Origin of the sequence: Actinophytocola sp., assembly GCF_035942955.1 — a bacterium.
Classification (GTDB): domain Bacteria; phylum Actinomycetota; class Actinomycetes; order Mycobacteriales; family Pseudonocardiaceae; genus DASYTH01.
This window is the reverse complement of the sequence record NZ_DASZCQ010000110.1, coordinates 1-17,095: the sequence shown is the minus strand read 5'-3', so window position 1 is coordinate 17,095 and position 17,095 is coordinate 1. Positions and strand designations below refer to the sequence as shown.

Annotated in this window: 20 protein-coding genes and 2 pseudogenes; 18 read left to right on the top strand and 4 right to left on the bottom strand. The window is 72.0% G+C overall.

What is annotated here, in order from left to right; all coding sequences use genetic code 11:
- The 12 genes from VGX25_RS11005 to VGX25_RS10950 form a co-directional block, all read left to right on the top strand.
- The coding region (locus tag VGX25_RS11005) for an aldehyde dehydrogenase family protein (protein WP_326917551.1) at positions 1-1,402 on the top strand (1,402 nt) is incomplete at its 5' end.
- A gap of 9 nt (positions 1,403-1,411) precedes the next feature.
- Positions 1,412-2,542, top strand: a complete 1,131-nt coding sequence (locus VGX25_RS11000) for an acyl-CoA dehydrogenase family protein (protein ID WP_326917550.1) — start codon at positions 1,412-1,414, stop codon at positions 2,540-2,542.
- Between the two features lie 12 nt (positions 2,543-2,554).
- Positions 2,555-3,811 carry an aspartate aminotransferase family protein gene (locus tag VGX25_RS10995; RefSeq protein ID WP_326917549.1) on the top strand — a complete coding sequence of 419 codons (1,257 nt, stop codon included), beginning with the start codon at positions 2,555-2,557 and terminating at the stop codon, positions 3,809-3,811.
- 11 nt (positions 3,812-3,822) lie between these two features.
- Positions 3,823-4,281: a type II toxin-antitoxin system RatA family toxin gene (locus VGX25_RS10990; RefSeq protein WP_326917548.1), complete on the top strand. Its 459-nt coding sequence runs from the start codon at positions 3,823-3,825 to the stop codon at positions 4,279-4,281.
- Positions 4,281-4,721 carry a hypothetical protein gene (locus VGX25_RS10985; protein ID WP_326917547.1) on the top strand — a complete coding sequence of 147 codons (441 nt, stop codon included), beginning with the start codon at positions 4,281-4,283 and terminating at the stop codon, positions 4,719-4,721. The genes VGX25_RS10990 and VGX25_RS10985 overlap by 1 nt, the downstream gene beginning before the upstream one ends.
- Entirely contained in the window at positions 4,718-5,251 is a 534-nt protein-coding gene (locus VGX25_RS10980; RefSeq protein WP_326917546.1) for a flavin reductase family protein, read from the top strand. Before VGX25_RS10985 ends, VGX25_RS10980 begins: the two co-directional genes overlap by 4 nt.
- On the top strand, positions 5,248-6,201 hold the full coding sequence (locus tag VGX25_RS10975) for a VlmB-like protein (protein WP_326917545.1): 954 nt from the start codon (positions 5,248-5,250) through the stop codon (positions 6,199-6,201). Before VGX25_RS10980 ends, VGX25_RS10975 begins: the two co-directional genes overlap by 4 nt.
- Complete coding sequence (locus tag VGX25_RS10970; protein WP_326917544.1) at positions 6,201-7,256, top strand: beta-ketoacyl-ACP synthase III; 1,056 nt, start codon at positions 6,201-6,203, stop codon at positions 7,254-7,256. The genes VGX25_RS10975 and VGX25_RS10970 overlap by 1 nt, the downstream gene beginning before the upstream one ends.
- Positions 7,257-7,273: 17 nt before the next feature.
- Positions 7,274-7,510 (top strand): phosphopantetheine-binding protein, encoded by a 237-nt coding sequence (locus VGX25_RS10965; RefSeq protein ID WP_326917543.1) that lies wholly within the window; start codon positions 7,274-7,276, stop codon positions 7,508-7,510.
- Complete coding sequence (locus VGX25_RS10960; RefSeq protein WP_326917542.1) at positions 7,507-8,736, top strand: beta-ketoacyl-[acyl-carrier-protein] synthase family protein; 1,230 nt, start codon at positions 7,507-7,509, stop codon at positions 8,734-8,736. The genes VGX25_RS10965 and VGX25_RS10960 overlap by 4 nt, the downstream gene beginning before the upstream one ends.
- Positions 8,733-9,209 (top strand): MaoC family dehydratase, encoded by a 477-nt coding sequence (locus VGX25_RS10955; RefSeq protein ID WP_326917541.1) that lies wholly within the window; start codon positions 8,733-8,735, stop codon positions 9,207-9,209. Before VGX25_RS10960 ends, VGX25_RS10955 begins: the two co-directional genes overlap by 4 nt.
- Positions 9,194-10,114 carry a diacylglycerol/lipid kinase family protein gene (locus VGX25_RS10950; protein WP_326917540.1) on the top strand — a complete coding sequence of 307 codons (921 nt, stop codon included), beginning with the start codon at positions 9,194-9,196 and terminating at the stop codon, positions 10,112-10,114. Before VGX25_RS10955 ends, VGX25_RS10950 begins: the two co-directional genes overlap by 16 nt.
- A 250-nt stretch (positions 10,115-10,364) precedes the next feature.
- On the opposite strand, the gene VGX25_RS10945 is transcribed toward VGX25_RS10950, so the two are convergent.
- Positions 10,365-10,709, bottom strand: coding sequence for a VOC family protein (locus VGX25_RS10945; protein WP_326917539.1), 345 nt, complete (start codon positions 10,707-10,709; stop codon positions 10,365-10,367).
- Between the two features lie 212 nt (positions 10,710-10,921).
- On the opposite strand from VGX25_RS10945, the gene VGX25_RS10940 reads away from it, so the two are divergent.
- Positions 10,922-11,668: a serine protease gene (locus tag VGX25_RS10940; protein WP_326917538.1), complete on the top strand. Its 747-nt coding sequence runs from the start codon at positions 10,922-10,924 to the stop codon at positions 11,666-11,668.
- Positions 11,669-11,759: 91 nt separating this feature from the next.
- Here VGX25_RS10940 and VGX25_RS10935 read toward each other — a convergent pair.
- From VGX25_RS10935 to VGX25_RS10925, 3 genes and pseudogenes are all read right to left on the bottom strand, one after another.
- Positions 11,760-12,509, bottom strand: a pseudogene (locus tag VGX25_RS10935) (alpha/beta fold hydrolase); the annotation flags it as partial.
- Between the two features lie 17 nt (positions 12,510-12,526).
- Positions 12,527-13,183 (bottom strand): hypothetical protein, encoded by a 657-nt coding sequence (locus VGX25_RS10930; RefSeq protein ID WP_326917537.1) that lies wholly within the window; start codon positions 13,181-13,183, stop codon positions 12,527-12,529.
- Positions 13,184-13,336: 153 nt separating this feature from the next.
- Positions 13,337-14,296, bottom strand: a complete 960-nt coding sequence (locus VGX25_RS10925) for a GlxA family transcriptional regulator (RefSeq protein ID WP_326917536.1) — start codon at positions 14,294-14,296, stop codon at positions 13,337-13,339.
- Between the two features lie 86 nt (positions 14,297-14,382).
- Here VGX25_RS10925 and VGX25_RS10920 point away from each other — a divergent pair, with 86 nt between their 5' ends.
- From VGX25_RS10920 to VGX25_RS10900, 5 genes and pseudogenes are all read left to right on the top strand, one after another.
- Positions 14,383-14,547 (top strand): hypothetical protein, encoded by a 165-nt coding sequence (locus VGX25_RS10920; RefSeq protein ID WP_326917535.1) that lies wholly within the window; start codon positions 14,383-14,385, stop codon positions 14,545-14,547.
- A gap of 6 nt (positions 14,548-14,553) precedes the next feature.
- Positions 14,554-15,363, top strand: a complete 810-nt coding sequence (locus tag VGX25_RS10915; RefSeq protein ID WP_326917534.1) for an AraC family transcriptional regulator — start codon at positions 14,554-14,556, stop codon at positions 15,361-15,363.
- Between the two features lie 56 nt (positions 15,364-15,419).
- Positions 15,420-16,313 carry an alpha/beta hydrolase gene (locus VGX25_RS10910; RefSeq protein WP_326917533.1) on the top strand — a complete coding sequence of 298 codons (894 nt, stop codon included), beginning with the start codon at positions 15,420-15,422 and terminating at the stop codon, positions 16,311-16,313.
- The gene (locus VGX25_RS10905) at positions 16,310-16,720 is read left to right on the top strand and encodes a nuclear transport factor 2 family protein (protein ID WP_326917532.1); all 411 of its coding nucleotides are present in this window, start codon (positions 16,310-16,312) and stop codon (positions 16,718-16,720) included. The genes VGX25_RS10910 and VGX25_RS10905 overlap by 4 nt, the downstream gene beginning before the upstream one ends.
- Positions 16,721-16,822: 102 nt before the next feature.
- A pseudogene (locus VGX25_RS10900) lies at positions 16,823-17,095 on the top strand (zinc carboxypeptidase); the annotation flags it as partial.

The window sequence follows — 17,095 nt, the reverse complement described above, 5'->3', positions numbered from 1 at the left end:
GGCCGCGGCCGCCAGGGCCGCGCCCGAGTGGGCCGCGGTGCCGCTGCGCACCCGGATGCGCCTCGGCCACGGCATCCGGGAGCGGCTGCGGAGCAGGCACACCGAGCTGGTCGACCTGATGGTGGCCGAGGGCAGCCCGCGCGCGCTGGCCCGGTGGCAGGTCGCCGGGCTGCTCGAGCTGTTCAGTCCGCAGACCCTCGACTGGTGCGAAAGCCAGATGCGCCACGAGTTCCGGCACGGTCCGCGGCGGCTAGTCGTGCGCAGGGTGCCCGACGGCGTCGTGTGCGTCAACCCGCCGCGCAACGCGCCGGCGGCCAGCGCGCTGTTCGGGATCACCCCGCTGCTGGCCGGCAACGCCGTGGTCGTCCGGGCGCCGCGCAGCGCGCCGCTCGGCGTCCTGCACTCGCTGCGCGAGCTCGTGGTCCCGGTGCTGGCCGAGCTCGGCGCGCCGCCGGGTGTGCTCAACGTGTTCTGCGCCCGGCCGGGCCCGACGATCGCGGCGTGGCTGGACAGCCCGCTGGTCGACGACATCTTCTACACCGGCGAGGTCGAGCGCGGCCTGGCCTTCGAGCGGGAGTGCGTTGCGCGGGGCAAGAAGCCGATCCTCGAGCTGGCCGGCAACGACTGCGTGGTGGTCTGGCGAGACGCCGACCTCGAGCCGGCGGTGGAGGCGCTCACCGAATGCTTCTACGGCTCCGGCCAGATCTGCATGGTGCCCAACCAGGTGCTGGCCCATCCGGACATCGCCGGCGAGCTGCTCGACCGGCTCGCCACGGCGGCCGCCGCCATCCGCCCGGGATTCCCGGACGACCCGGACGTCCTGCTGTCCCCGGTGCTGCGCGCCGAGCGGTTCTTCGCGTTCGTCCGGGACGCGCTTGACCGCGGCGCCACGCTGGTGCACGGGGCCCGGCGGCTCGAGGTGGACGGATCGGTGTCCGACACCGGCCCGTTCCTCGCGCCCACGGTGTTGCGTGTGGACGGTCTGGCCGGTTGCCGGGAGATCGAGGCGGTGCGGTCGGAGACGTTCTTCCCGCTGCTGCCGGTGATCGTGCCCGAGCCGGCGCCGGACGCCGAGCTGCTCGATGCGATGGTCGGCTTCGTCAACAGCAACCCGTACGGGCTGCGCAACTCGGTGTGGGCGGGCGACGAGCGGGTGATCGACCGGTTCGCCGAGCGGATCACCAACGGCGGGCTGCTGAAGGTCAACGACTCGCACATCGGGTTCCTGCCGTACCTGCCGACGCACGGCGGAACCGGGCGCACCGGCGGCGTGTACGGCGAGGCCAACTACCCCATGCTGCGCAGCTCGCACCTGCAGGGCGTCTCGCTGGCCGGCGGGATCCGGCCGCGGGACGCGGTTTTCGGCGCCTACGACGCCGCCATCACCCGGGACGACGGCTGAGGAGTCGACATGCAGTTCCTTGAGGCCGACCGGCTCGTCTGCGACAAGCTGCTCCCCGGCCTTCGCCAGCAACTCGGCGAGATTCCGTTGGCGGAGCTGGAGTCCGAGGGCAGCCCGGCGATCGAGCTGTTCCGCGCGCACGGCGGGACCAACCTGCTGGTGCCGGCGGCCTACGGCGGGCCGGACGCGACCGCCCTCGACGCGGCCAGGGTGGTGCGCGCGCTCGGCGCGGTGGCGCCGTCGATGACGGTCGCCACGATGATGCACCACTTCTCGCTCGGCACCCTGTTCGCGGTCGCCGAGACCATCCCGGGCCTGGCGGACGGCATGCTGAACCGGATCGTGGACGAGCGCATGCTGGTCGCCTCCGGGTTCGCCGAGGGCCGGTCCGGGCGAGGAATCTTCACCCCGACCATGCGGGCGGAGCCGGTGGACGGCGGGTTCGTGATCAACGGGTCGAAGAAGCCGTGCAGCCTGAGCCGCTCGATGGACCTGCTCACCGCCAGCGTCGCGGTGCCGCTGCCGGACGGCTCGACCGGGATGGGCCTGCTGATGCTGCCGGCCCGCACGCCCGGCGTGTCCATTCACCCGTTCTGGTCCACGTTCACGCTCGCCGGGGCGGAGAGCCACGAGGTGCGGCTGACCGATGTGTTCGCCGGTCCGGAGCATCTCATCGAACCGAGCCCGCAAACCGTGGCGCAGATGGACAAGCTGACCACGGTCGGCCTGATCTGGTTCCAGCTCACGGTGTGCGCCGCCTACACCGGCGTGGCCAGCGCGCTGGTGGAGAAGGTGCTCGAGCGCGGCCGGGGCAGCGTGTCCGAGCGGGCCGCGCTGGCCGTGCGGATCGAGACGGCCGCGGCGCTCACCGAGGGGCTGGCCCGCCGGGTGATGGACGGCGAGGTCGACAACGACACCCTGGCCGCGTCCCTGGTGACCAGGTTCGCGGTGCAGGACGCGGTGTGCGGCTCCGCTCATCAGGCGGTCGAGCTGCTCGGCGGGATGGCCTACATCGGCTCGTCGGAGGTGGCGTACCTGCTCGCCGCGACGCATGCGATCGCCTTCCACCCGCCGTCGCGGTCCAGCACGGCCGCCGGGCTGATCGACTACTACGCCGGCTACCCGATCATCGTCAGCTAAGGACGGTCCATAGTGGACTTACTCGCCCAGGACGCGGCCGCCGACCGCGCCACGATGGACAGGTACCGCCGGTACCTCTCCGCGGGTCGCGCCGCGCTCGGCGAGATGTTCGGCGGCGACATCGAGGTCGCGTCCGAGGGCGCCTGGGTGCGGACCAGCACCGGACGCCGGCTGCTCAACTGCGGCGGCTACGGGGTGCTGATCACCGGCGCCCGGCACCCGCGGGTCGTGGCCGCGGTGCGCGAGCAGCTGGACACCAACCCGGTGGCCACCCGGCTGCTGCTCGAGCCAACGGTCGGGCGGGCGGCCGAGGCGCTGGTCGCGACCGCCCCGGACGGGCTGGACCGGGTGCACTTCGCCTGCGGCGGCGCCGAAGCCGTAGAGGCGGCCATCAAGTTGGCCAGGGCCAACGGAAAGCGCCGGCTGATCTCGATGGACAACGGCTACCACGGCAAGACGCTCGGCGCGCTGAGCGTCACCGCCAAGCCGGTGTTCCAGGATCCGTTCCACCCGCTGCTGCCCGGCGTGGCGCACGTTCCGTTCGGCGACGCCGCCGCGCTGGCGGCGGAGCTGGCCGCGCATCCCGGCGAGGCGTGCGTGATCGTCGAGCCGGTGCAGGCCGAGGCCGGTGTGATCATCCCGCCGGCCGGCTATCTGGCCGAGGTCGCCCGCCTGTGCCGTGCGCACGGCGCGTTCCTCGTGCTCGACGAGATCCAGACCGGGCTCGGCCGGCTCGGCTACTGGTGGGGCGCCGAGCGCGAGCGGGTGACGCCGGACGTGCTGCTGGCCGGCAAGGCCCTCGGCGGGGGCGTGCTGCCGGTGTCCGCGGCGATCGCCGGCGCGGCGGCGTTCGCCCCGTTCGACCGCGACCCGTTCATCCACACCTCCACGTTCTCGGGCAGCCCGCTCGGCATGGCCGCCGCGCACGCCGCGATCACCGCGATCCGCGAGGAGGACCTGGTCTGGCGGGCCCGCTGGCTCGGCGAGCTGCTGACCGAGGAGATCGACGAGATCGTGCGGGAGGCGCTCGGCGACGCGGTGCGCGAGGTTCGCGGGCTTGGCATGCTCATCGGGATCGAGCTCGCCGTCGACGGGCTGGCCGGCGAGCTGCTGTTGGAGCTGGTGGCGGCCGGCGTCATCGCCAACCACTCGCTGAACTCCGCCAACGTGCTGCGCCTGACCCCGCCGGCCGTGCTGGCCCACGAGGACGTGGACTTCTTGCTGGCCGCGGTGGAAACCGCCGCCCGAGCCGTGGCGGATGTCCTATGAGGACGGTCCGGTTGTCGGTTCGGGTCCCGGCGGACGACGCGGTGTCCGCGCTGGCGCTGATCGCGGACTTCGCCCGGTTCCCCGCGCTGGCCGGGGATGTCCGGTCGGTGGCCGTGCACTCCGCGCCGAGGACCTCCGACTGGGTGGTCAGCTTCCGGCGCGGCGTGCTGCGCTGGACCGAGTCGGAGACGATCGACGCCGCCCGGCTGCGCATCCACTTCGACCAGATCGACGGCGACTTCGCCGAGTTCCACGGTTTCTGGGAGCTCACCCCGGTGCCCGGCGGCACCGAGGTGCGCTTCGAGGTGACCTACGACTTCGGGTTCGACAGCCTCGCCGGGCTCCTTGACCCGATCGCCGAGCGGGTCATCACGCGGGTCATCTGCTCGGTGCTCGCCGGGCTCTTCGATGACATCACGGTTGTTGAAGGTGGCGAGGCACTCGCCGACATCTCCGTGGGGCAGGGGTAATGGACACCGCCAACCGCTTCGACACGCGGACGACGTACCGGCTCATCCGGCTGGAGTACCTGGTGGGCCTCGGGGTCTGCCTGGTGCTGTTCGCCGCGCACATCGACGACGTGCGCTGGGGCGCGGCCGTCGGGCTGTTCGTCTACATCGACCTGATCGGCTACCTCCCCGGCACGATCGCATACCACCGCAGCACCACCAAACGGATCTCCAAGGTCTACTACGTGCTGTACAACACCACGCACAGCCTGGTCACGCAGGCGGCGGTGATCGGGTTGTGGGTGGCTCTGATCGGCTGGGAGTGGGCGCTGCTGGCGATCCCGATCCACCTGTTCGGCGACCGCGCGCTGTTCGGCAACTTTCTCAAGCCGTTCGCGCTGCCGTTCGAGCCGGCGCCGCACCCGGCGTTCGTCGCCCTCGAGACGGCGGTGGCCAGATGACCATGTCCCTGCCGGCGATCCTGCCCAGCGAGTCCGATGTGGAATCCTTCTGGCAGGCCGGGCTCCGGTTCGCCACCGGCGTCTCGGTGATCACCGTCGGCTCCGGTGAACGGGTGCACGGCACCACGGTCAGCGCGTTCACCGTGGTGTCCCGGTGTCCCGCTCTGGTCTCGCTGTGCCTGAGGACGTCGAGCGGCCTGGCCGAGTTCCTGATCGACCACCGGCACTTCGCCGTCAACATCCTGTCCCGCGAGCAGTCCAGGCTGGCCCGGCACTTCGCCAACCCGGCCCGCGGGCAGGGGCCGGACCAGTTCACCGGTGTGGCCTGGACTCCCGGGTTCGACGCCGGGGTTCCGCTGCTGGATCGGGCGGTGTGCTGGCTGTGGTGCCAGTTCCGCCGGGTGGTGCCGGCCGGCGACCACCAGCTGGTGCTGGCCGGCGTGACCGCGGCCAAGACCGGGACCGGCGCGCCGCTGCTGTACTACGCCGGGCGGCTGCACCCCGGAGCGATCGGGGAGGAGGTCGCATGAGCGGGTCCGTGCCACGCGAGGCGGACCGGGACCGGGCGCCCGGCCTGCTCGACGGTGCGATGGGCCTCGAGCTGACACCGCGCGAGGCCAACCTGCGCTACTGGCTGGCCGCCGTGCCGCACGGGACGCTGCGCGGCTGGCTGGACGGCCACCCCCCGGACGTGGCGGTGCCGGACCTCATGCGCCGCGGCCCGCTGTACGACGCGATCACCCGCGAGTACGCGTTCCGGGCGGTGGCCGAGGAGAAGGCCGCCCGCGCACTGTCCTATCTGGTCCCACTGGCGCCGGACACCGACACCATGGAGTTCTATGCCACGCAGGTGCTCGACGAGGCGCGGCACGCTATGGTGTTCCGCAACCACCTTGTGACGCTGGGCGTGCCGGCCGAGCGGCTCCGGCCGGTGATCGACGAGGTCGCCGGCGGCGACGTTCGGTCGATCCTGCTGCCGCTCGAGGAGTTCGCGCTGGACGTCATGCGCGACCGGGCCGACTTCCTCGGCGGCGTGGTGGTCATGACCGTCATCCTCGAGGGCGCGCTGGCGCCCGCGGCCGAGCTGTCCGAGCGCAAGTGGCGGCCGCTCGACCCGGCGGCCGCGGACATCGACCGGGGAGCGGGGATCGACGAGATCCGGCACCTGACCGTCGGCGCGGCCGTGGCCCGGCAGTACCTGCTCGAGCACCCCGAGCGCAAGCCGGATGTCCTCGACCTGATCCGGCGCGGGATGCGGCTGTGGGCGCGGCTGCCGGTGCGCGACATGGTGGCGCGGCGCGAGGAGCTGTTCCAGCGGGGGCTGGAGCGGCACGCCGAGGTCGTCGGCGACTACGAGATCTGGCCGGGTCGCCGGCTGGTGGACACCACGCCGGAGGAGCGGCAGGGCCGTGCCGAGGGGTGGTCGGCCGAGATGAAGGAAATCCGGCTGAAGTACATGGGGCTCGAGGAGGCACTCTGATGGGCATTGGTCAGGTCACCGCGTTGGCCAGGCGGCCACACAGCCCGCGGCACGGCGGACCCGCGGCTGTCCTGAGTGGACTCGGCTCCTACGTTCCGCCGCACGTCGTGGACAACGACGAGATCGCCGAGCGGCTGCGCACCTCCAACGAGTGGATCCGCTCGAGGACGGGCATCCAGCAGCGTCGCGTCATCGACCCTGGCATGTCCACATCGGACCTCGCGGTCGAGGCCGGGCAGCGCGCGCTGAAGTCGGCCAACGTGGAGAGCGTCGACTTCGTGATCCTGGCGACGACCACACCGGACCGGCCGTGCCCGGCCACCGCGCCCGAGGTGGCCAGCCGGATCGGCCTCGGCGGCGCGGCCGCGTTCGACCTCAACGCGGTGTGCAGCGGGTTCCTGTACGCCCTGACCACCGGCGCCGGGCTGGTGGAAAGCGGGGTGGCCAACCGGGTGCTGGTGATCGGGGCGGACACCTTCTCCACGATCATCAACCCGGCCTGCCCGACCTCGGCGCCGATCTTCGGTGACGGCGCGGGTGCGGTGGTGCTGCGCGCGGGCGAGCAGCACGAGCTGGGCGCGCTCGGCCCGTTCGACCTCGGCAGCGACGGCGAGGGCGCCGAAATGATCATGGTCCCGGCCGGCGGGTCCCGGCAGCGGGCCACCGGCAGACCGGTCGAGGACCGCGACCGCTACTTCAGGATGGAAGGCAAGAAGGTCTTCCTGCGCGCGATCACGCACATGGCCAAGTCCGCCGAGACCGTGCTGGACAAGGCCGGGCTGCGGCTGGACGACATCGACAAGTTCGTCTACCACCAGGCCAACGCGCGGATCCTGTACGGCGTCGCGGACCGGCTCGGCCAGCCCCGCGGCAAGTTCTTCAGCAACATCGACATGGTGGGCAACACCGCGGCCGCCTCGGTGCCGATCGCGCTGGCCACGGCCAACGAGAGCGGCGAGCTCAAAGTGGGGCACCGGGTCATGCTCGGCGCGTTCGGTGGCGGCCTCACCTGGGGCACGACCCTCGTGCGCTGGCCGGAAATCGAGGCCCTGTAAGGCAAGGAGAGATGGTCATGTCCGTTCTCGAACGACTTGCCCAGCTGCTCGTCTCCCGGTTCGGCATCTCCGCCGACGAGCTGCGCGACGACGTGACGTTCGCCGAGCTGGACCTGGACTCGCTGTCGCTGGTCGAGTTCGCCATGGTGGCGGAGAAGGAGTTCGGCGTGCCGGTCGGCGAGGACGAGCTGTCCCCGCAGGACACGCTGGCCGCCGCCGTCGCGCTGATCGGCGCCAGGGTCGTGAACGCATGAGCAACGGCCGCTGGGACGCCGCGGTGACGGGTCTCGGTCTGGTGACGCCGGGCGGGATCGGCGTCCCGGCGAGCTGGAACGCGATCCTTGCCGGTGCGTCGACCGCGGCTTCCGACCCGGAGCTGGCCGGCATGCCGGTCGACTTCACCTGCCGGGTGCCCGGCTTCGACGCCGACGAGCTGCTCGGCCGCCGGGTCGCCTGGCGGCTGGACCGGTATGTGCACCTCGCACTGGTCGCCGCCCGGGAGGCCATCGCGGACTCCGGACTGGATCCGCGGGAGTGGGACGGCTCGCGGGTCGGCGTCGTGATGGGCAACGCGCTCGGCGGGGTGCGCACCTTCGAGGAGCAGCACTGCGCGCTGCTCCGGGAGGGCGCCAAGGCGGTGTCGTCCATGCTGATCCCGATGATGGGGGTCAACATGGTGGCCGGCTACATCGCGATCGACTGCGGCGCGCGCGGCCCGAACCTGGTCACCACGACCGCGTGCGCCTCGGGCACCACGGCGATCGGCACCGCGCGGGAGCTGATCCGGACCGGGCGCTGCGACGTCGTCATCGCCGGCGGGGCCGAGGCCGGGCTGACCCGGCCGATCCTGGCCGGCTTCACCAGGATGGGCGCGCTGTCCCGGCGGATAAGGGAACCGGCCCTCGCGTCCCGGCCGTTCGACCGGGACCGGGACGGGTTCGTCGCCGCCGAGGGCGCCGGAGTTCTCGTGCTGGAACGGATGGATCACGCGAACGCGCGCCGGGCCAGGGTCCGGGCCCGGGTCGTCGGGTACGGCGCGTCGGCCGACGCCCACCACGCGACCGCCCCCGACCCGAGCGGCGCCGGGGTGGAGAAGGCGATCCGGATGGCGTTGCACGACGCGGGGATCGAGCCGCGCGAGGTCGATCACGTCAACGCGCACGGCACGTCCACCCCGCTCAACGACGTCACCGAGGCCAGGGCGGTGTGCCGGGTGTTCCCCGGGCGGCCGGCGGTCACCTCGATCAAGGGGGTCACCGGCCACTCGCTCGGGGCGGCCGGGGCGATCGAGGCGGCCTGCACGGTGCTGTCCATCGAGCAGGGCACGATCCCGCCCACCGCCAACCTGGACCGCCAGGACCCGGACATCGACCTGGACGTGGTGAGCAATCGGCCGCGGGCGCAACGGATCTCGGTGGCCGCCTCCAACTCGTTCGGCTTCGGCGGCCAGAACGCCGTGCTCGTGCTGGCGGCGGCATGAAGGTGTTCACCGGGGCCGCCGAGCTGGCCGCCGCGGCCGGGCAACGGTTGGGGGCCAGCGGATTCCGCACGGTCGACCAGCGGGAGATCGACGCGTTCGCGGCGGTGACCGGCGACCACCAGTGGATCCACGTCGACCGGCGGCGCGCCGGCGCCGGACCGTTCGGCCGGACCATCGCGCACGGCATGCTCACGCTGTCCCTCGGCATCACCATGCTCACCGAGGTGTTCCGAGTGGATGGTGCGGAAGTCGTGCTACACAAGGGTTTCGACCGGGTCCGGTTCGCCACGCCGGTGCCGTCCGGCGCCCGGGTGCGGCTGGTCGCCGATCTGGTCGAGGTGAAGCCGCTCGCGCACCACTACACCGAGGCGGTGCTCGCGGTGGCGCTGGAGATCGAGGGCCAGTCCCGGCCCGCGTACACCGCGCACACCCGCCTGCTCTACCGGGAGGCCAAGCCATGCGGCGCGTCGTGATCATCGCCAACCCGGCGGCCGGCACGATCACCCCCGCCCAGGTCGGTGAGCTGCGCCAGTTGTGCCGGCGCCGGGTCGGCGACGTCGTCGTCCGGTGGACCGCCGAGCCCCGCCACGCCACCCGGCTCGCCGCGGCGGCCGCCGCCGACGGCGTCGACCTCGTCGTGTCGGTCGGCGGCGACGGCACCGCCCGGGAGATCGTGCACGGCCTTGCCGGCCACCGGGTCTCGATGTTCATCGTCCCGGCCGGCACGTCCAACTCGTGCTACCGCTCGTTCTGGGGGACGCTGCCGTGGCCCGAGGCGCTGGACGGCGCGCTGTCCGATCCGGCCGCCCGCACCCGCCGGCTGGATCTCGCCTCGTTGGCGGAGACCGGAGACCTCGTCCTGTCCGGTGCCAGCACCGGGTTCCCGCCGCAGGCCGTGCACGAGGCCGCCGGCCGGTCCGGCCCGGACCGGTACCACGACGCGCTTGCCGACCTCGCCACCCGGTTCGAGCCCTATCCCGGCCGGGTGTGCGTGGACGGCACCGAGGTCCACAAAGGACCGACGATGCTGGCCAACATCGGCGGCAGCCGCTACCGGGGCGGACGCTTCGAGGTGCTCCCGCACTCGGTGATCGACGACGGCCTGCTGGACGTGTGCGTCATCGGCGGCGAGCACGACCCGGCCGAGATGCTCACCCTGACCGCGGCCGGCGAGCACGTCACCCGGCCCGGCGTGGTCTACGCCCGCGGCCGGCGGGTCACCGTCGAGCGCACCGACGGACGGCCCGTCTGGTTCGAGCACGACGGGGAGCTGTGCCCCGACCCCGGCCCCCGCTTCACGTTGGAGGTCGTGCCCAACGCCGTGCCCATGCTGGTGGGCGAGGCCACCGATCTCGGCCGCCGGATCCGCGCGGCGTGAGCCCTGGGCTGTGTCGACAGCTCGGGCAAGGCTGTGTTTCTAGTTCGGGCAAGGCCGCCGGTCGCCTTCGGCGAGCGGCCTGGGGTCGGGTTGGCTGGGGGTTGCGGGCCGGTGTGGGGGTTGGGTGTCGGGGGTGGTGGGCTGACGACGCCTGCGGGCAGGGGCTCGTTCCTCGCCCCTGCCCTTGTCATCGTGTGGCGGCCGCCCTCGCCGGAGATCGGCCGCCCTCGGCGCACTTTCGAAGCACACCTCAGGCTTCCTGCAGCAGGCCGAAGATGTTGCCGTCGGCGTCGGCCACGCTGACGATCAGCTTGCCACCACCCACATCCTGGATTTCGCCCCGCTGCTCGGCGCCGCCCTCGACGAGCCTGGTGAGCAGGCCCTTGAGATCGTCGACGTGGTAGTAGGTGACCGGGCCGCTCATTCCCTTGGCGAAACCGTTGGGGTCCAAGCCGATCTCCTGGTCCGCCAGCCGGAAGCCCACATAGTAGGGCTGATCCACGTACGGCTCGACGCCGAGCAGGGTCTGGTAAAGCTTCTTGGCCTCGCCGAGGTCCTTGGTCGGGTACATGACGGTGTGGATACCTGAGTTCACAACGATCTCCTAGCTGCGACGTCTCAAGCGGACACTGATATGACGGGCGGCGGCGGAGGAATGTGACCGGCACGGCGCCCGGTTATCGGACACGCTCGTACAAATGGGGAAAACACCATACTTCCGGCGGTTCTGTCGCTGAGAGTAGCGTCTCTAGCCTGCTGCGTGACCTCGGTACACCCTGCACCGGGATCAACAGAAGGAGAAACCCCATGAAGGCACGGTCCCTGCTCGCCGGCCTGTTCGTGGCGGCCGCGACGGCGCTCGCTGGTGTGGCGATCCCCACCAGCGCGTCGGCCGCACCACAGGACGTCGAACCGCTCATCGTGGGTGGCCGCCCGGCCTCCCAGGTCTACTCGTTCATGGCCTCCCTGCAGTCCAGCTCCGGCGGCCACTCCTGCGGTGGCTCGCTGATCCGGCCCAACTGGGTGGTCACCGCCGCACACTGCGGCACCCCGTTCCAGGTTCGGGTCGGGACGACCAACCGCACCTCCGGCGGCAGCGTCGCCCGGGTCGCCCAGCGAATCGCGCACCCGAGCGCCGACCTCGCCCTGCTGCGGCTGGCCACCTCGGTTCCGCAGGCCCCCATCGCGCTGGCCGCGTCGTCCGGCCCGGTCGGCACCGCGACCCGGATCATCGGCTGGGGCCAGACCTGCCCGGTCCGCGGCGGCTGCGGCGCCCCGGTCACCCTGCAGGAGTTGGACACCTCGATCGTGTCCGACAGCCGGTGCCTCGGCATCCGGGCCTCGACGGAGATCTGCACCAACAACCCCAACGGCAACAGCGGCGCCTGCTACGGCGACTCCGGCGGCCCGCAGGTCAAGCGGGTCAACGGGGTGTGGCAGCTGATCGGCGCCACCAGCCGGTCCGGTAACGGCAGCTCGGTCTGCGCCACCGGCCCGTCGATCTACGTCGACGTGCCCGTGTTCGCCAGCTGGATCGCGGCCAACGCCGGGTAACGCGTGCCGTGAGGGACTCCCATGGGGCGCGTCGGGCGCCCGCCGGGAGTCCCTCACGGCCAGCGTGCTCCCGCAGTAGCTCGGCCACCCGCTCGGGTTCCTCCAGCCAGAACAAGTGTCCCAGCCCCTCGAGCAGCTCGAGCCGCGCCCCCGGGACGCGCTCGGCGATCCGCTCGCTGTTGGCCGGGTACATCATCTCGTCCGCGGTGCCGGTCACGACCAGCGTCGGCGCGGTGATCCGGGCCAGCCGGTCCGTCGCGTCGTGCTCGACGGCGGCCTGGTACTGCATCATCACCACCGCCATCGGCACCTTCACCGACAGCGCGTCGGCGTGGAACACCTCGAAATTGGCCGGGTCGGCGGCGTAGGCGGGGGAGACGTTGACCTCGAACGCGGTGCGGACGGCCAGCTCCTTGTCCCTGGTCAGCCCCGCCTCAAGGTACCGCCTCGGCCCCGGCGCCGTGAGGTCCCCGCCGCGGCCGGGATACGTGCAGCCCAGGGTCAGCGTGCGCACCCGCTCGGGATACCGGATCGCGAGCTCCTGCGCCACCATGCCGCCGAGCGAGACCCCGAACACGTGCGCCCGGTCCCACCCGACCGCGTCCAGCACCCGCACCGCGTCGCCGGCCAGGTCGGCGATGCCGAACCCCGGCTGGGCCCTTTCGCTTTCGCCGATGCCCCGCTGGTCGTACGCGACGACGTCGAAGTCCTTCTCCAGCAAGGAAAGGAACGGCTCGCCCCAGGTGCGGTGGTGCCCGCCCATCCCCATGATCAGCAGCAGCGGCGCGCCGGTCCCGCGCCGGACGCGGTGCAGGCGCGGGGCGCGATCGTCGGGTGCCATGCGCCCACCCTACGGGCTCACGGCGTCCAGGAGTGCCGCACCTCGTCCGGAATGGGCCCGAAGAAACCGATGATGCGGCGCAGCCGGCCGTCGTCGGCGAATTTCGCGTACGCGACGCCGCCGAACGTGGGGCGGCCCGCCGGGTCGATAATGGCCCATTCGAATCGGGAGCGGTCGCGAAAGGTGTAGACGTCGCCGACGCGCCCGTATATTCGGTCGGGAAACTTGCGGTGAACCCGGTCGATGTTGGCGTTGATCTGCACATGACCGCGCGCCTCGGCGCCGCGGTCGACGTAGCACCCGTCCTCCGTCCAGATCCGCTCGATCATCGTCAACCGAGCGCCGGAGTCCGGCTCGTTCCACGTCGCCACGTACTGGTCGATCTGCGCTTGCCGATCAAACATCCACAATTCACCACCATCGCCAGATTTCCACACCCCGTCCCGGCTGGCGAGCGTCTTTGAATAGGGCTTGATAAGGCCTCGAGCGACCGCCGAGCGGAACACGGCGCGCCCCGGGCGGCGCTCCGGCGAGGCAGGCGGCGCGCCTGAGCCGGGCTCCGGAACAACGTGAGATCCGAGCGCATCGGGCAATGGCCGCACCACCGCGAACGGGTCGCCGTGACGTTCGCCCGCCCCCGCCAGGGTCAGCTGGCAGGGCGTTGGCAAGCCCATTGTTCATCCGGCGATCTTGCTTGGCTGCGGCGCGGGACCCGGCGCTCCCGGCGGCGCTCCGGCGAGGTCGGCGCTCGGTTGAGCCGGGCTCGGAGCAACATGACCATCTTCGCGGACCCGGGTCGCCGTGACCTTCGCCTGGCGCGGCGAGGGTCAGCCGGCCGGGCGTTGGGCGAATGTGCGGCGGTAGTCCTTGGGGGAGACGCCGACGACGCGGTGGAAGTGGTGGCGGAGGAGGGCCGCGGAGCCGAAGCCGGAGCGTTCGGCGATCTCGTCGATGCCGAGCTGGGTCTCCTCGAGTAGTTGCCGGGCCACCAGCACGCGCTGCAGGGACAGCCAGCGGTGCGGGGTGGTGCCGGTCTCGGCCACGAAGCGGCGGGCGAACGTCCGCTCGGACATCTGTGCGCGGCGGGCGAGCGCGGCGACGGTGTGCTCGCTGGCGATGTTGTCGAGCATCCAGGTCAGCACGGGCGTCAGGCTGTCCCCCGTGCACTCCGGGATGGGCAGCTCGACGTACTGGCGCTGCCCGCCGTCGCGCTGCGGCGGGACCACCATGCGGCGCGCGATCGCGGCGGCCGGGCCGGCGCCGAGCTCGCGGCGCACCAGGTGCAGGCAGGCGTCGATCCCGGCGGCGGTGCCAGCGCTGGTGACGATGTCGCCGTCGTCGACGTAGAGCACGTCCGGGTCGAGCAGCGCCTTGGGGAACCGCTCGGCGAACTCCTCGGCGTACCGCCAGTGCGTGGTGCACCGGCGCCCGTCGAGCAGGCCGGCCGCGCCGAGCAGGAACGCCCCGCTGCACACCGACAGCAGCGTGCCGCCCCGGGCGGCGGCGCGGCGCACGGCGTCGAGCACCGCGGGTGGGTAGCCGTCGCGGATGGCGGCCGCCGGCACGGCGACCAGGTCGGCGCCGTCCAGCGCGTCGAGCCCCAGCTCGGGGACGACCGGCAGCCCGAGGCTGGTGCGCAGCGGCGCCCCGGGCTCCTCGCCGCACACCCGGAACTCGATCGGGGGCACGCCGTCCTCGCGCCGGTCGATGCCGAACACCTCGCAGATCGTGCCGAACTCGAACGGGGCGAACCCGTCGATGAGCACGGCCGTCACGGTCCTGAGCACGGCCCCAGCATACGTGGCAGGATTTTGTCGCACAAGGTCAGATCTGCCACTGGTGGCAGGAAGTGGACGAGCGCAAAATATATGCCATGGATGCCTTCATCGTCACCTTGATCGTCATCGGACTCATCGTCTACGGCCTGGAGCGCAACCGCAGGCACCAGGCTCAGCCCCGATCCCGGCTCGCCGGCAGCTCGGACATCGTCGACCGGGACCGCGAGCGGTTCGTCGCCGACCTGCGCGCCAGGTACTAAGGACCCATGGCGCCAACCGACGTCCGGCACTGGCCGGGCATGCGATCCGAACACACCGTGATCCCGCCCGGTCACAGCGCCGGGCGCACCGAGCCGAACCAGGTCGGCGTGTCGTTCACCCGGCACCGGGCGGCGGTGTACGAATCCGGCGGGAAGACCGTCGAGGCCGACATCGCCGCCGGCGCCGCGTTCGTCACCGGCCAGGAGCCGATCACCTGGACCCGGGTGCGGGAGACCAGCGAGGCCCTGGAGATCTTCCCGGACCTGGCGCTGTTCGACCTGCGCGACCTCGAGCCGCGGGCCGCCACCGTGGACGGCACGGTGCTCGCGATCTCGTCGATCCTGCGTCGGGTGCACGCCACCGGGTCCACGCTGTCCGACATCGCGGCCAGCACGCTCGCCCACCGGCTCGCCGCGCACCTGCTCGAGCACTACGGCTTCCGGCGGATCTCCCGGCGGGAGAAGGGAATCCTCGACCGCGGAACGGTCGACCGGGTGGCCGAGTTCGTCGACGCCGAGCTCGGTGGCGTGCTCACCCTCGACCGGCTGGCCGGGGTGGCGATGCTCAGCCCGTTCCACTTCGCCAGGGCGTTCAAGGCCACCACCGGCCTCGCCCCGCACCAGTTCGTCACGGCTCGCCGCGTCGACCGGGCGAAGGCCCAGCTGCTGCACACCTCGGCGAGCGTCACCGACATCGCGCACGCCGTCGGCCTGTCCAACGTCAGCCACTTCCGCAGGGTGTTCCGCGGCCACACCGGCGTGCTCCCCGGAGCGTTGCGAAGCCGGGGACGCGGTGGGGGGACGGTGGGCGGGTAAATACAGCGCAAGATCCGACCCTCCCGCGCCGCCGGCCCCGTGGCATCGTCGGCGCCGTGAGCGTTTCTCCCTTGCTGTTCATCAACGGCGACGTGCCGCTGGCCGCGCGCGTCTACCGCGACACCGACGACCTGTTCACCCGCCAGCCCGCCGTGCTCATCACCGGATCCTGGCTCACCGTCAAGGAGCAGATGGCCCACCACTACGCGACGGCGCTGGCCGCGCGGGGCTACACGGTGTTCACCTTCGACTTCGCCGGCTTCGGCGGCAGCGGCGGAAATCCGCGCCAGGCCGAGATTCCGGCCCGCAAGATCGCCGACATCACCGAGGCGGCGCGGTTCGTCTCGAGCCTGTCCTACGTCCACCCCGGCGGCGTCGGCTACCTGGCCGTCTGCGCCAGCGCCCAGTACGCGCTGGCCGCGATCGCCGGCGGCGCGCCGATCGCCTCGTTCGCCAGCGTCGCCGGCTGGTACCACGACACCGCGTCGGTCGCCCCGTTCTACGGCGGCGCGGAGGGTGTCGCGCTGCGCATGGACCGTGCCCGCGCGGCGTTCGACGCGTTCCTGCGCACCGGCGAGGTCCGCACGGTGCCCGCCTACCAGGACGGCAACGACCGCGCCGGGATGTTCTTCGAGCTGGACTACTACGCCAACCCCGGCCGCGGCGCGATTCCCGAGTGGACGAACGAGATGGCCGAGCTGAGCTGGATGTACTGGCTCACCTTCGACGGCCTCTCGGCGGCGGCCAAGGTCTCGGCGCCCACCCTGTTCGTGCACGGCGACGACTGCGTGCTGCCCGACAACGTCAAGACCGTCCACGACCGCCTGTCCGGCCCCACCGAGCTGGTCTGGGCCGATGGCAGCCAGATCGACTTCTACGACCGGCCCGCCCAGGTGTCCCTCGCCGTCGAGGCGGCCGACAACCACTTCCGGAGGACTCTTCCCGCATGACCGACGCCGACGTGCTCACCCGCATGCTGCATGCGATCGACGCCCGCGACTGGGCCACGCTGCGCGCCTCGTTCACCGACGAGGTCCGCACCGACTACACGTCGCTGTTCGGCGGCGAGCCGGAGACGATCACCGCCGACCAGCTGGTCGCCCGCTGGCGGCCGCTGATGCTGGGCTATGACGCCACCCTGCATCTCACCGGCCCGGTGCTGGTCTCGGGCGACCGCTTGGACGCCCACGTCACGGCGCATCACTGGCTGGCCGACGACGGCTGGACCGTGTACGGCCACTACGTCGCCCGGGTGGCCGGCGGGCAGATCGCCGAGCTGACCCTGCAGACCTTCCACCAGGAAGGCAACCGTGAACTTCCGGCTCTGGCGGCCGAACGCGCGAACGCGTCCACCTGATTGACGGGTTGTGGCGGGGCCTCGACGCGGTGAGCATTCGGTGTACAACCGAATACCCACCTCCGGCGCCGGGCTGCCGGCGCTCCCTGCAGGAGGCACCGCGTGAACCGCAAACGCTTCTCGCTCGTGGCCGGCGCCATCGTCGCCCTTGCCACGGCCCTGTCCCTCAACACCACCGTGGCGACCGGTGACCAGCCGGACTCCCGAGCCCGCGACAGCGCCGAGTACAGCGTGCTCGGCGTCAAGACGGCCGAGCAGCGCTCGGCGATCGCCGCCACCGGCGCGGCGATCAACGGTCCGGAGGACAGCCGCCTGATGATCACCGCGACCCCGGACGAGGTCCGCCGGATCCAGGCGCTGGGCTACACCGTGATC